The 15,073-nt window shown below is 37.0% G+C and carries 12 protein-coding genes; all 12 read left to right on the top strand.

Features of this window, described 5'->3' with window-relative positions; genetic code table 11:
* The first annotated feature begins 20 nt into the window (after positions 1 to 20).
* The 12 genes from H8700_RS08535 (at position 21) to H8700_RS08480 (ending at position 15,055) form a co-directional block, all read left to right on the top strand.
* Positions 21 to 1,199: an ATP-grasp domain-containing protein gene (locus H8700_RS08535; protein ID WP_022141019.1), complete on the top strand. Its 1,179-nt coding sequence runs from the start codon at positions 21 to 23 to the stop codon at positions 1,197 to 1,199.
* A 36-nt stretch (positions 1,200 to 1,235) separates the two neighbouring features.
* On the top strand, positions 1,236 to 1,613 hold the full coding sequence (locus tag H8700_RS08530) for a hypothetical protein (RefSeq protein ID WP_022141018.1): 378 nt from the start codon (positions 1,236 to 1,238) through the stop codon (positions 1,611 to 1,613).
* Positions 1,603 to 1,941, top strand: a complete 339-nt coding sequence (locus tag H8700_RS08525; protein WP_022141017.1) for an EamA family transporter — start codon at positions 1,603 to 1,605, stop codon at positions 1,939 to 1,941. The genes H8700_RS08530 and H8700_RS08525 overlap by 11 nt, the downstream gene beginning before the upstream one ends.
* Positions 1,942 to 1,971: 30 nt before the next feature.
* Entirely contained in the window at positions 1,972 to 4,806 is a 2,835-nt protein-coding gene (locus H8700_RS08520; RefSeq protein ID WP_249305100.1) for an ArnT family glycosyltransferase, read from the top strand.
* A gap of 291 nt (positions 4,807 to 5,097) precedes the next feature.
* Complete coding sequence (locus H8700_RS08515; RefSeq protein WP_249305098.1) at positions 5,098 to 6,723, top strand: hydroxymethylglutaryl-CoA lyase-like TIM-barrel protein; 1,626 nt, start codon at positions 5,098 to 5,100, stop codon at positions 6,721 to 6,723.
* Between the two features lie 162 nt (positions 6,724 to 6,885).
* The gene (locus tag H8700_RS08510; protein WP_249305096.1) at positions 6,886 to 8,319 is read left to right on the top strand and encodes a sugar transferase; all 1,434 of its coding nucleotides are present in this window, start codon (positions 6,886 to 6,888) and stop codon (positions 8,317 to 8,319) included.
* Between the two features lie 89 nt (positions 8,320 to 8,408).
* Complete coding sequence (locus H8700_RS08505; protein ID WP_249305094.1) at positions 8,409 to 9,617, top strand: glycosyltransferase family 4 protein; 1,209 nt, start codon at positions 8,409 to 8,411, stop codon at positions 9,615 to 9,617.
* Between the two features lie 53 nt (positions 9,618 to 9,670).
* Entirely contained in the window at positions 9,671 to 10,711 is a 1,041-nt protein-coding gene (locus tag H8700_RS08500; RefSeq protein WP_249305092.1) for a glycosyltransferase family 2 protein, read from the top strand.
* A complete protein-coding gene (locus H8700_RS08495; RefSeq protein WP_249305089.1) occupies positions 10,689 to 11,282 on the top strand; it encodes an HAD family hydrolase in 594 nt (197 codons plus the stop codon). The genes H8700_RS08500 and H8700_RS08495 overlap by 23 nt, the downstream gene beginning before the upstream one ends.
* Positions 11,283 to 11,561: 279 nt before the next feature.
* Entirely contained in the window at positions 11,562 to 12,353 is a 792-nt protein-coding gene (locus H8700_RS08490) for an ABC transporter permease (protein WP_022140526.1), read from the top strand.
* A gap of 88 nt (positions 12,354 to 12,441) precedes the next feature.
* Positions 12,442 to 13,197 carry an ABC transporter ATP-binding protein gene (locus tag H8700_RS08485; protein ID WP_022140525.1) on the top strand — a complete coding sequence of 252 codons (756 nt, stop codon included), beginning with the start codon at positions 12,442 to 12,444 and terminating at the stop codon, positions 13,195 to 13,197.
* Between the two features lie 19 nt (positions 13,198 to 13,216).
* Entirely contained in the window at positions 13,217 to 15,055 is a 1,839-nt protein-coding gene (locus tag H8700_RS08480) for a glycosyltransferase family 2 protein (protein ID WP_249305087.1), read from the top strand.
* The last annotated feature ends 18 nt before the right edge of the window (positions 15,056 to 15,073 follow it).

Raw genomic sequence — 15,073 nt, 5'->3', positions numbered from 1 at the left:
TAGAACAAAGGAGAGTTACAATGAAAAAGGTATTAATTTTAAATGGTAGTTTCTGTGAAGTACCAATTATTAAAAAGGCAAAAGAATTAGGTTATTATGTTGTGACAACCGGAAATATGCCAAACCTGGTCGGACATCAATATGCTGATGAATATATTCCGGCAGATTATTCGGATAAAGAAGCAATCTTAAAAATCTGTCAGGAAAATGATATTTGGAGAATTATCAGCTGTGCGAATGATTTTGGTGTACTCACATCTGCGTATGTCGCAGAAAAAATGGGCTGGCCGGGTCATGATACTTATGAAAATGCAATGATCATGCATCATAAGGATCTTTTTAAGAAATATTGTATTGAGAAAGATATTCCTTCACCGAGATCGTTAAGTTTTACTAAGAAGGAAGAAGCATTAAATTATGCAAAAGAATGCGAATATCCAATTATTGTAAAAGCGAATGATTTAACCGGTGGTAAAGGAATTCTGCGTGCGGATAACGTAGAAGAAGCAGTAGAAGCAATTGAAAATGCATATAATAAATCAAGAGATAAAAAGATTATTGTGGAACCTTATATTATTGGTAAGCAGCAGTCTTTCACGGCATTTGTTATTGACAGAAAAGTAAAAGTTTATACAAGTAATAACTGTCTTTCTATTGTAAATCCATATTTGATCCAGGCAGAGACATTACCTGCGGAAGGAATTGATCAGATCAAAGGACAGCTTATTTCTATCATTGAGTCGATCGTAGAGGATCTTGACCTGAAAGATGGTATTTTGTGCTTACAGTATATTGTGCGTGACGGACAGCCATATATCATAGAGATGATGAGAAGATGCTTTGGTAACCAGTTCTTAACATTATCTGAGATGTTTACCGGTTTTCCTTGGCATGAAGCTTATATCAGAAATGCGTTAGGAGAAAGTATTTCTGATATTCCGATCGGTGAGCCGGAATTGAAATATTGCGGTCATTTTGGTGTCTTTGCCCCTAGAAACGGTAAAGTGGTAAGTTATAAGATTCCTGAAGATGTGGAATCACATGTCTTTAAGAGAATTGAGATGGTTCAGCCGGGTGGAACGATTGATGATTATATGAATCAGAGAATTGTTTATTTATATTATAAATATGATAACTATGAAGAAATGCTTTCTGCGATCGCAACGTTACAGGATCGTATTGAAATTGAGATGGAGTAAGCAATATAATTCTGTAGAAATAGTGGAGTTTATATTATGAAAGAAAAAATGAGTCGTTCAAAAATTAAAGTATATATTGTATTACATCTTTTGTTGTTTCTGTATGCAGCCGGAGGGATTTGCTCGAAGCTGGCTGCAAAGGAAGCATTTTTATCACCTAAATTTATTATGTATTATATGATCGTGCTTGCCAACCTTGCATTTTATGCAATTGTCTGGCAACAGATCATAAAAAGAATATCATTAGTTTCTGCATTTGCAAATAAAGCGATTACGGTTGTCTGGGGCATGATGTGGGGCTTTTTAATATTTGGAGAAAGTATTACGATCACAAAAATAATTGGTGCGGTCATTATTATCGTCGGCATTTATTTTGTTGTATCGGATAATGAGGTGAATACAAATGAACATTAGTTATTATGGTATTTTTCTTTTTTCTGTATTTATTTCTTCTGTGTCACAGATTATTTTAAAGAAAAGTGCAAATATTAAATATGAGAACCCGATCAGAGAATATCTTAATATTCGTGTGATCGTGGCATATTCTATTTTCCTGTTGTCAAGTTTTGTAACAATTTATGCATATAAATTTGTGCCATTGTCAATAGGTCCTGTATTAGAATCAGCCGGATATATATTTGTAACCGTTTTGGGATATATCTTTTTGAAAGAAAGAGTTGGTAAGAAAAAATTACTTGGTTTAGCATGTATTTTATGTGGAATCGTTGTTTCCAACTTGTAATATATACATTGTGATGAAAGGAAAGAAGGCATGAAGTATATTCAAAAAATGATAAAAGCCGTATTCCTCATGTTGATCTGTTTGGGATTTTGTGTATCAGTCAGTGCTGCCTCTGAAGCAGGATTTCAGGGAGCCGGCACAAAGGACGATCCTTACCAAATCGGATCATATGAGGATTTATGTCGTTTTAGAGATAATGTAAATAATGGAAAAGAATATGAGAATGTATATTTTTCCCAGACGGCAGATATTGATTTACAAAAAAAAGAATGGACTCCAATAGGTGTCGGCGGATGCCATTTTATGGGAACGTATGATGGTGGTGGACATTCCATAGAAAATCTGGTTATTCAGAATAAGAAAAAGGACATTGCATATGGTTTCTTTTCTTCTTTAGGTGGCTGTGTTGCGAACATAAAACTGGCTAATGGAGATATTAAGGGAGATTTGTCCGGAGGAATAGCCGGAACAGCCGTTGGCGATAAAGCCTGTATTATAAATTGTTATAGTAATGTGCATGTGAAGGGGATGAGAAGCGGTGGCATAGCCGGTAACTTCAAAGATGGTTATATCGTCGGATGTATTAATACCGGAGAGATACAGGGAAAAGAATCCTGTTCTATCGTTGGAAGCAGCAGCTCTGTAAAAGTTTATGCGTCTTATTCCACAGGAAAGAAAAAATTAATGCAGAAAGATGTTGTCAGTGCAACATCCGATACGATTGAAAAATCAGATCTGACAGATGACGGTTTTGTAAAAAAATTAAATGTTCTTAGCGGTTTATCAGGATATCTTTATAAGAATTTTGCAAATGTACAGATTAAGCAATGGCAGATCGAAAATAACGAACTGACGTATTCTGATGCGACTACATGGTCTACGATATGGGGATTTGTAAATTATGATCTTTTATTGGTATTGCTTTTGATCTATATTGTATATTTTGTAGCAAAAAGATATAGAAATAAAGACAAAGATTTCTGGGAAATGTTCCATAAAGAAGTCAAAGCAAACTGTCTGATCTTTGGTATTGTTTCTGTTTTTCTGGATACAGCACTTTTTACAAGAACGATACTTGATCTTAGGATTGGTAATAGTTTGTTTGTGATCCTGAGTAATCTGATCGCAGTTTATTGTCTGATCATGTGGATCTTACATGCGAAGTTTCATAAGATTGTGAAACCGATGCAGCATATTCCGTTTTTGATTGTTGTAGTGATATGTATTGTATTACAAATTGTACAATTTAATGTGGTGCCGAAATACGATGCAAGTTTGTATTACGGAAGTTTAATGGAAGGTGCCAAACAGTTCAATATGGGACTGTTGAGTTATCTGGGCAATTTTGTATGCTGGAAATGGATTCATGGTCTTGCCCTGTTCTTAGCTCCGTTTGAATTTATTGCACCGGCAAGCATACGCAGCGTATATTTGGCAAATATTTTTATAACTGTGATCACGCTGTTTCTGCTATATAATATGTTAAAGGGATTGTATGTTAAGATAACACCATTGATCTCGGCTTTAGTTTGTGCATATCTGGTATTATGCCCATACTCTGTCGGTATGATGTCGTATTTATGCATGGATATTCATCTGGTCTTTTTTGGTATATGGCTTATGTATGCTATTTATAAAAGAAACCCGATGATGATTGGCTTTTGTGGATTTTTACTGACTTATACAAAGATCACAGGAATGGTATTTTATGTATTTGTATTGGCCGTTATGGTATTATATGAATTGTCGGATATTGAAGAATACGGCTTGATCAAAAGTTTTTGTGTATGGTTCAAACCGGGAAAGGTTCTGACATATATCAGTCCTGTTCTCACATATATGATCTTTTTTGTGGTGGGAGATTATTTTACCATACAAAGTTTTCTTGGAACGTATGTCAGTGATACCGCTATCAAATTAAAAACCGGTGTGGGAATGCTAAACATCATATTCCAAAGTTTTATTTTTGGATTCCGCTGGCTGATTCCTGCTATTATATTGATCATTGGTATATGTGCGATCAAAAAAGCAAAGAATGTTCAGATCTTAACCCAGGATGGCTTAAGAATGCTGACGGCTCTTGTGATAGGATCATTATTTGTATTTATTCTGTTCTGTATTTATAATGGTGATGCAGAGTGTCCTCGTTACACAGCGATCTTTAATGTGTTGTTTACATTTTTATTTGCTTTTATGTTAGGGTGTATTCGCAAAAAGAGCGTATTGCAAAAAGTTATAGCGTTTCTTGTGGTCATCCTTTTGGCGGTACAGACATTTGTTTCGATCGATCCGTTTGTCGTGATCCTGTCGGAACCGATCAAAACAGGTAAAGTGAAATTATATAAACATGCAATGCCAAACGATGACAGAGATACGATGGTTCTTCGTGCAGAAGATGATGGCAAACCATCAGAAAGTGATCTTTATGTGCATAATCTGGAGTATTTTTATGAAGATGATCTGATCGATCAGATGTTAAAAACGATCTCACCGAAAAATGAACGTTTTTATGTATTAGATATGCTGGAATATGAACTTCATATTTCAGGAAGCTATCATCGTCAATATAAAATTTACTGGGATCCTGACAAACAATGCAGAACGTATAATGATCAGGGGACTGATAAAGAATATGTCAATGTAACGACGATCACAACTACCTATCTTACAAGCGAGAAGTTTAAGTATTTTGTATCCTCGAATAACAGAGTATATCTGATCGTTCCTGCCAGAATCAAAGAAAAGGAGGCATTAGGGGCTATTCAGAAATGTGGATATGATATTACAAATAGATATAAATTCGAAAATATGTATGGCTATATGACCGTATATGAAGTGACCAGTCAGAAAGATTTTGAGTATTAAAAAATTAGTATTGTATAAGGCTTGTCACGAAGCAAAATATATATGAGATTGTTAAAATCCTAAAAAATCTGTTAGTTCAAAAGTCGGAGGCAGTTCTTGAATATGAAGATATGTTAAAGAAAAGTGGCTCTGGTTTGACATTTTGAAAATTTATGTATATACTTTTAGCGCAGTTGAGTTGTGTTTTTATAATGAAAAGACTTCTTTGTATATGCATAAATTGAGACATTATTTTACAGAAAAAATTGTTATATCAATACAATATAGGCGAATAAGAAAGGGGAAAATGAGATGAGTAGTAACGATACGAAAAAGCTGGAACTGTTAGATTGCACATTACGTGATGGTGCGTATATTGTAGATGCACATTTTGGTGTTGCAGCGATCAAAGGAATTTTAAAAAAGTTGCAAGAATCCAACATGGACATCATTGAGTGTGGATGGTTAAAGGATTTTGAACATGAAAAAGGTACAACATTTTACCATGTTCCAAGTGATGTAGAGCAGTATCTTGACGGGAAAAATGACCGATCTACTTATGTTGTCATGATCGACTGGGATCGTTATGATGTAGATACTTTACCGGAATATGATGGAAAATCAATTGATGCGGTTCGTGTTGTATTTCCATACGGAAAACATAAAGAGGGCATTGCAGTCGGTAGAAAGATTCAGGAAAAAGGATATAAAGTATTTTATCAGGCAGCAAATACATTAGCGTATAAAGAAGAAGATCTTTTGGATCTTGCAAATGAGATCAATAAAGTTAATCCGGTTGCTCTTTCTGTTGTTGACACGTTTGGTGCTATGTATGAGGAAGACTTAGAAAGAATTGTTAATACATTACATGAACATCTAAATCCTGAGATCAAATTAGGTTTTCATTCTCATAACAACCAGCAGTTGTCGTTTGCACTTTCGATGCATTTTGTTAAGTTGTTACAGGAGACCAAACGTGGTGTGATCGTAGATGCCAGCTTATGTGGAATGGGACGTGGTGCAGGTAATGCCACAACAGAATTGATGGTTAATTTCTTAAATAGAAAGTATCATTGTAACTATGATATGAATGCGATCATGGATGCGATTGATATGTATATGGAATATTTCCAGGAAAACTATAACTGGGGTTATTCCACACCATATTTTATTGCGGGTATGTATTGTACACATGTTAATAACATTGCATATTTGCAGAAGAATCATAGAACGAATTCGCGTGATATGTACAATATCATTGAATCATTATCTCCGGATGACAGAAAGAAATACGATTATGATCTTCTGGAAGAAAAATACCTTGAAAACCAGGATCGTATTGTAGATGATCAGAAAGCATTGGAGGCATTACAGGAAGTAATGTCCGGAAAGGAAGTTGTTCTGATCGGACCGGGTAAGTCATCATTAGATGATCAGAAAAAAGTCAAAGAATATATTGCAAAAAGACATCCGATCGTGATCGGCATCAATTCCGTGATCGAGGGATATGATTTTGATTATCTGTTCTTTATCAGTTCAGTACGTTATGATTATGCCAAGGAATCTTTTGCTGAAATCTTTAACAAGACACCTAAGATCTTGTTATCTAATATCAAGACAGAGCCGGATGAGAACGAATATATCATTAACTTTAATCGGGTGATCAAACGTGGATGGGAGCATTTTGATAATGCAATCGTTACATGTATGCGTTTGTTAGAAAAGATTCATGTTCATGATATTGCCGTAACAGGATTTGATTGTATCAAAGAGAAATATAACGAGACATACGCAGATCCGTTTTTACCGACCTTTAACCCGGATGGTAAAGGAGAGCAGCTGAATCAGGAAATCTACGATATTTTCTCAGATTTTAAGCGAATGACAAAAGATACTGTTAAAGTTACATTCCTTTCTGAAAGTATTTTTGACAGATAAGAAACAGAAGAATTGATGAAATATATTTTTTTAGGAAAATGAAATTGTATTTTATCGAAAACAGACTGCTTTCTGTAAACAGAAAAAGAGAATCACGCTACATGAAAAGTCTAGAAGTCGCATAAGCGGCTCTTAGGCTTTTGATGTTTTAAGGAGTTACTTATGAAGAATTTTGATCCCTATAAGAGAACCATACTTTTTTTTGCCTCGATGATCAATGTCTGTATGATGACGGCATTGTTTTCTTATAGTTGGTATCATTTTTATGCAGATATGATGTATACATATCGTTTTTATCGCAGAGGTAACTATGTTGTACTGGCATTATATGCTGTGCTGCTGTTTTTCTTTTCCAATATGTATGGAAGTTTAAAAATCGGTCGCTTTCGAAGAATCGAAGTCTTATTATCACAATATCTGAGTCTTTTTCTGACAAATGTTGTGATGTATGTTGTAATTTCGCTGTTAGCATTCCGGTTTGTTACACCATTCTATCTTTTTGTTGTTTTACTGGCAGAAATGTTAGTATCCACTATTTGGAATGTGATCGTGATCAAATTATATAACCGGATCTTCCAGCCGTGGAAGATATTACTTGTATATGGAGAAAGACCTGCTGCAGATCTGGTTTATAAAGTAGAAGCCAGAAGAGATAAATATGCAATCTATGATGCGGTAAATATCAATGAAGGAATGGAACAGATCAAGAAAAGAATTCTGGACTTTCAGGCTGTGATCATAGGAGATATTCCTGCCGTAGAACGCAATGATGTTTTAAAATATTGTTATGCTAAAAAAGTCAGAGCTTATGTCATTCCCAAAATATCGGATATTATTCTGATGGGAGCCGATCGGATTCATGTATTTGATACGCCTTTTATGCTTTCAAGAGGATATACACTAAGTTTTGACCAGCAATTTGGAAAGAGGACATTAGATATTATCTTATCGGTTTTGTTATTGATAGCAGCTTCCCCTTTTATGCTTCTGACGGCATTGGCAATCAAACTTTATGACCACGGACCTGTTTTTTACAGTCAGGTGCGTTGTACAAAAGGTGGTAAGGAATTTGCTATCTATAAATTTCGCAGTATGATCGTGGATGCAGAGAAAAAAGGTGGCGTGCAGCTTGCAAAAGAGCACGATGAACGTATCACACCGGTTGGCAGAGTGATCCGCGCTGCAAGGATTGATGAACTGCCGCAATTATTTAATATCCTAAAAGGGGATATGTCTTTTGTCGGACCAAGACCGGAGCGGCCGGAACTGATAGAAGAATATTCACAGGAAATGCCGGAATTTGTATTTCGGATGCGTGTCAAAGCAGGTTTGACCGGATATGCGCAGGTTTATGGAAAGTATAATACAACACCATATGATAAGTTGAAGTTAGATCTGTTTTATATCGAAAACTATTCGTTTTGGACAGATATGAAGCTGATCCTGATGACAGTAAAAACAATCTTTAAACCGGCTTCTACAGAAGGGATTGAGCAGGAACAGACCAATGCATTAAAAGAGCAGGTGGATACGACAGATGTAGAAGAAATCGTAAAAGAGATCAATCAGATTGCCAAGAAGGAAGAAGACAAATAAAATGCTATTTGTGAAAGTGCAGGTAAAAGCTTTTGTTATAAGCAGATTGGGTATGAAATGAGAGCAAAAAGGAAGGGAGGCAGACTGCAATGAAAAAGAAGGCTTTGCTCGTGACAAGAGTCAGTGGCTTTGTTCCACAATTTGAAACAGATGCAGTTCATATTTTACAGGATATGGGATATGAAGTGCATTATGCAGCTAATTTTGATCAGATTGTTTATGGAAAAGATAATAGCAGAGCAGTAGCACTTGGACTGATTTGTCATCCCATACCTTTTGCCAGAAAGTTATTTTGTAAGGAAAACCGGAAGGCATACCGGATGCTAAAGGAATTGATGAAAAAGGAACAGTTCGACCTTGTACATTGTCATATGCCTTTGACCGGTGTGTTGGCGAGAATGGCAGCAAAGAAGACAAAGACAGCCACAGTGATCTATACCGGACATGGCTTTCATTTTTATAGCGGTGCCTCTGTAAAGCATTGGATCTTTTATCCGATCGAGCGTTTTATGGCACGATATACGGATGGGCTTGTTACAATCAATGAAGAAGATTATCAAAGAGCAAAAAAGTTTCCTGTCCGTGGTAAGGTATACCGGATACATGGTGTTGGTATTGATTGTGAGCAATTATTAAAAAAAGCAGAGCAAAATGTGGATCAAGACAGCAAAACAGAGCAGTCTTCGTGGAAAGAAAAAGTAACGTTGCTGACCGTAGGAGAACTCGCACCCGGAAAGAATCATAAAGTGGTTCTTGATGCACTTGCAAAGCTTTCTAATCCGGACATCGGTTATTATATCTGTGGCGAAGGACAGTGCATGGAAGCATTACGGCAAAGAGTACGGGAGTTGAAGCTTGAAAAGCAGGTGCATTTTCTTGGATATCGTACCGATGTTGTTTCCTTATTAAAGAAAGCAGATATCTTTGTCTTTCCATCTTTACGGGAAGGAATGCCCGTTGCAGTTATGGAAGCAATGGCATTAGCATGTCCTGTGGTCGCTTATGATATACGGGGATGCAGGGAACTGATCGTGGATCAGAAAGGTGGCATTTTGTTGCAGGACAAAAGCATAGAAGCATTGACACAGGCAATTCAGGAACTTGCAAATGATCCGTCTGAGAGGAAAAGGTTTGGAGTATTTAATCAGGAAAAAGTGAAAGAGTACAGTGATACTGTAGTCAAGGAAGAACGGAAAAGAATTTACAAAGAAGTATTAAGGGAAGCAGAAAGACAGGATAGACGGAATATCTTTAGAAGCACGTTAAAGGGGAGAAAAGAAGGACAGAAAACAGAGTAGTACAACAATAACAGCATTACAGCAAAAGTAAATTGTAAAAAGGTGAAGCAAACATGGATAAAAAGGAAAAGCTCTTAACCATATCGATCGCAGCATATCATGTTGAAAAATATTTGGCAAAATGTCTGGAATCGTTTGCATACAGAGATCTCGAAGAGGAACTGGAGGTTTTAGTGATCAATGACGGATCAGGCGATGCGATCAATGCGATCGCAATGGAATATGTAACAAAATATCCAAAGATATTTCATTTGATCGACAAAAAAAACGGAGGTCATGGATCGACAGTCAATCGTGGGATCAAAGAAGCAAACGGACGCTTTTTTAAAACAGTTGACGGAGATGATCTTGTTGCCAAGGAAGGTTTATACCATTTGATCGATCTTTTGAAAAGAACAGATGCCGATGTTGTTGTCAGTGATTATGAAACTTTTGATGATCGGACAGGACAAACGTTAGAACGCATTGTTATGTCACCTAAGGAATGTATAAGCGGTAACAGTTATGTATGGTCAGATGTCTGTCAGAAACAGTATTTTGTGATGCATTCGATCACATATCGTACAAGTCTGCTCAAAGAAAATCCGATCAGTTTTTCAGAACATTGTTTCTATGTCGATGCACAATATTGTCTGTTTCCGGTACCATGGATCAGGAAAGCCGCTTTTTTAAAGGAAACCGTATATCGCTATCGTCTGGGCATGACCACGCAGAGTATGGATATCTGTAATATGCAAAAAAATTGTGCACAACATGAAAAAGTATTAGACAGTTTGTTGAATTGTTACCGTTCTTACGAAGCGATTGTGGATACAGCTACCAAAGCATATATGCAAAAGGGATGTGCGAAGTTTTTCGTCAGTCAGATCAAGATTTATTTAAGTTTCTGCCCGGATAAAGAAAGAAAACAGCAGATCGTAAAGCTTGATCAAAAGCTCAAAAAAGAGTTCCCGGCAATTTATGATGCTGTAGCAAATAAAAGTGTCCGGCTGTTAAGAAAATGTCACTATCATATTTATACGATCGCCTCGATCGCATGCCGGAGAGCATATGGTTTGAAAGGAGTACATTATGATAAAAAATCTGATCTTTGATCTGGGAGACGTTTTAATGGAATATCGTGCGACAGAGATGTTAATGGATTATGGTCTGAGTCGGGAAGAAGCACTTGCTTTAGATGACCTGATGTTTTATGATCCGCTGTGGGCAATCTTAGATAAAGGAACGATGACAAACGAAGAAGTTATTGCCGGATATGCTAAGAAATATCCCAAGCATGCCAATGCGATCGGCTGGTTTATCCGTCATGGAGAATATATGCATGTGCCAAGACCGAAAGTATGGAAAAGAGTACATGAATTAAAAGAAAAAGGTTATCGGATCTATCTGTTATCGAATTATTCGAAAGATTTCTTTCAAAAGCACACTAAAGATGCTTCTTTTATGCGCGATTTGGATGGTGCCGTAGTTTCTTATCAGATTCATGAAACAAAGCCTGATGCTGCGATATATGAATATCTTTTAGAAAAATATCAATTGAACCCGACAGAGTGTCTCTTCTTCGATGACAGGACAGAGAATGTAGAAGGTGCCGTAAATGTCGGAATTGCCGCAAAACGCGTGATTAGTCAGGAGCAGCTATTGGAAATGTTAGCAAAGCTGTGATATAATAACTCCAAAATCCAAGCATTACATGCTTGCCGCACTTTGTGCTCAATGATTTTGTTGTTCATGAATTCTGCACAAGAAAACAAGTTCTCTTGTGTTACGAATTCATGATATAATGAGCTCGTAAGAAAAGCAAGCCGCCAGCGAAGCCGGTGTTTGCTTTTTCAGGCGAATTAACGAACAAATTATTCTGCGTAGCAGAATGGAAAGCTCTGTAAGAGCGGATTTGTGAGTTTAATTATAGAAATAACTCCAAAATCCAACAGGAGGAAGAAAATGAGAATGTTTTTTGCCCGCATACAGGGATTTATTAAATATAAAGATTTAATGGGACAGCTTGTTCTTAGGGATTTAAAATTAAAATATCGGAGAAGTATCTTAGGATATCTATGGAGTATCTTAAATCCTCTCTTTATCATGACGATTATGGCAATTGTCTTTTCACAGATGTTTCGAAGTACAACGATTCCAAACTATCCTGTGTATTTAATGAGTGGTCAGGTGCTCTTTAATTATATGAACATATCAACACATGGAGCAATCAATTCGATCAATGGCAGTGCTTCTTTGTTAAAGAAGACCTATCTGCCAAAATACGTTTTCACGGTATCTAAGATCACAAGTGGTCTGATCGATTGTATTTTTTCAATCGGTGCATTGTTGATCGTAATGCTGTTCACAGGAGCAACTTTTTCATGGCATTTGCTTTTATTCCCATTGATTCTGATTCAGCTGTATGTATTCTGTGTTGGACTGGGAATGTTTTTAGCGGCAACGAATGTATTTTTCCGCGATATCCAGTATATCTATAATGCGATCACAACGGCGTGGCTGTATCTGACACCGATGTTTTATCCGATCGAAAAGCTTCCTGAAAAGCTGATCTTTTTAGTAGCGCATTGCAATCCGATGTATGCATATGTGACACAGTTACGTTGTCTGACATTATATAACTGTATACCGGATATGCATATGGTTTTATATGGCTGTATTGATGCATGTCTTGCTCTTATTCTTGGTGTATGGGTATTTTTAAAGACGCAGGATCGGTTTATTTTATATATATAGGATAATGAACATATTATGATAGGGATATGAAGTAAAAGAAGGATAGATGTTAAAAAGAATGGAAGACAGAATCAAGTGAGGTAGAAGAATGAATGACGTGGTAGTCGATGTAAGAAATGTGACGATCCGTTTTAATCTTGCATCAGAAAAGATTGATAATCTCAAAGAATATGTGATCAAAGTCTTGAAAAGAGAACTTCTTTTTCAGGAATTTTTAGCTGTAAAAGATGCATCCTTTCAGATACGAAGAGGAGAAGCCTGGGGGCTTGTCGGAAGCAATGGATCCGGTAAATCTACTCTTTTAAAAGCAATCTGTGGAATCTTAAAACCATATAAAGGAGAGATTATTGTCAATGGTGTGATCTCACCTCTTTTGGAGCTTGGTGCCGGTTTTGATCAGAATCTGACCGCAAGAGAAAATATTTTTTTGAATGGAACCGTGCTTGGCCATTCGATGGATTATATGCACAAGCATTTTGATGAGATCGTGGAATTTTCCGAATTACAGGATTTCTTAGATTCTCCGATCAAGAACTTTTCTTCCGGTATGAGAGCACGTCTGGGCTTTGCAATCGCAACGATCGTAAGACCGGATATTCTGATCGTTGATGAGATTCTTGCAGTCGGTGATTATGCATTCCAGCAAAAATGTTTGAAGCGAATGGATGAAATGATGTCAGGTGGTACGACTTTGATCTTTGTATCGCACAGTATCGATCAGGTCAGAGAACTTTGTGATCATGCAGTCTGGATCAACAAAGGTGATATTATGCAGGTAGGACCTGTAGACGAAGTATGTGATGCATATATGGAAAGTATGGAAAAAAAGGTCGCTAAGAAATAGCATTAGAAAAGAGGGTAAAATGATCTTACAAGAAATGGTATATCCTGATAAAGAGATATGTACAGTAGAGCAGATGTATCTTCGGACACAACAGGGAAAAGTTACTTTTGACGATGGAGCTTTTCATCTGATGCAGGATACCATTGCGTCCACATTGACCTATTTTAATGCATTTTCGATCGGAAAATGGATAGAGTATACGGATATTGAGCAGATCAGTATGTATTTGTTTTTAAAAGGGCAGGGGCAGATCGAATTATGCATCTTTGATGGTAGCGAAACAATTGTGTTAGAAAAAAAGGACTTTATCCATACAGAGATTACAGAAGAAAGCTTTACTCTTTTAATGCAGGAAGAGACAAAGCTTTCTTTTGTCAACAAGAAAGAGTCTGTGCTGTGTTTTGCACGTATCATAGCAAAAGAAGAGTGTCTGCTTACCAATATACAGTATCAGACAACGAAAAAGCCGATCCGGCAGATTGAACTGGCAATCGGTATCTGCACCTATCGCAGAGAAGAATATGTACAAAGAACGCTAAAGATGTTAGCGGATCAGATCCTTTGTGATGTGCATAGTCCTCTTTATCATCATGTCAAAGTATATGTATCGGACAATGGTAATACACTAGATACGACGCAGACGTATTCTGATGCTGTAAAGGTCTTTTATAACAAAAATGCCGGTGGAACCGGAGGTTTTACACGCTGCATGATTGAAACAATGGAAGACAAGACGGAATTTACACACATTCTTTTGATGGACGATGATATTAAGATCCATGCAGATACAATCAAACGGACCTGGCTGTTATTAGCATATACAAATGAGAAATACAAAGATTCTGTTGTCGGGGGAGCGTTGTTGCGGACCGATCATCCAAACATCCAGCATACCAATGCGGAAATCTGGGATATTGACCGTGTCCAAACGATGCATCAGGGGTTAGATATGTGTAATGTTACACAGTTGAGCCAAAATGAAGAGATACTCCGATCTGATTATAACGGATGGTGGTATTGCTGTATTCCGGTTGCAACGATCAAGGAAGTACAGCTTCCCTTACCGTTTTTTATTCATATGGATGATATCGAGTATGGGATCCGTCTGGATCGTCCGATCATGACGATGAATGGAATTGGTGTGTGGCATGATTCGTTTGAACATCGAAAGGCTTCTTCGGTGGAATATTATGATATGAGAAATCTTTTGACTGCAAATGCGATCCATAACAGTAAATATACGAAAAAGCAGGCAAAGAAAAGAGTGATGCGTCATCTGGTCTTTCAATTGCTCAAATACCGCTATGAAGACTGGAAGCTTACGATAAAAGGGGTAGAAGATTTTTGCAAGGGAACAGACTTTTATAAGACAACCGATCCGGTGAAACTCCATCAGCAAATTATGCAAATGGGTTATCAAATGACCGATCAGAGTCAGACCCTACAAAATTGTGACTGTTTAGAAGATATAAAGGAAAAAGAGCAGAAAGGTACTGTTTCTGATAGAGTAGGAAAAGAAGAGCCTGTTTCTTTATATCAGGTAAAAGCACATTCTAAAATGGATTTTCTGACATTAAACGGCTGGCTTTTGCCGGGAAAAAGAAAGCTTGTTCCGCTGCCAATGGGATGTTGTTCGAAAGATCTGTTCCGTGTCAGAAAGGTAGTATATTATGATCCGGAAAGTAAAAAAGGATTTGTGACACAAAGAAAATGGCGAAAGTTATTCGAGTTGCTATGGCAGTGCCATAAAGTAAACCGCCTGCTTGATCAGAACTTTGATAAGGCAGTAAAGGATTATCAGAAGAATTACAAAGAGATTACAAACATGGCTTTTTGGAAGCAGTATCTGGATCTGTAGGATGGTTTTTAGCCCTTT

The organism is Jutongia hominis, from assembly GCF_014384965.1.
GTDB classification, from domain to species: domain Bacteria; phylum Bacillota; class Clostridia; order Lachnospirales; family Lachnospiraceae; genus Butyribacter; species Butyribacter hominis.
This window is presented reverse-complemented; position numbering and strand designations above follow the sequence as displayed.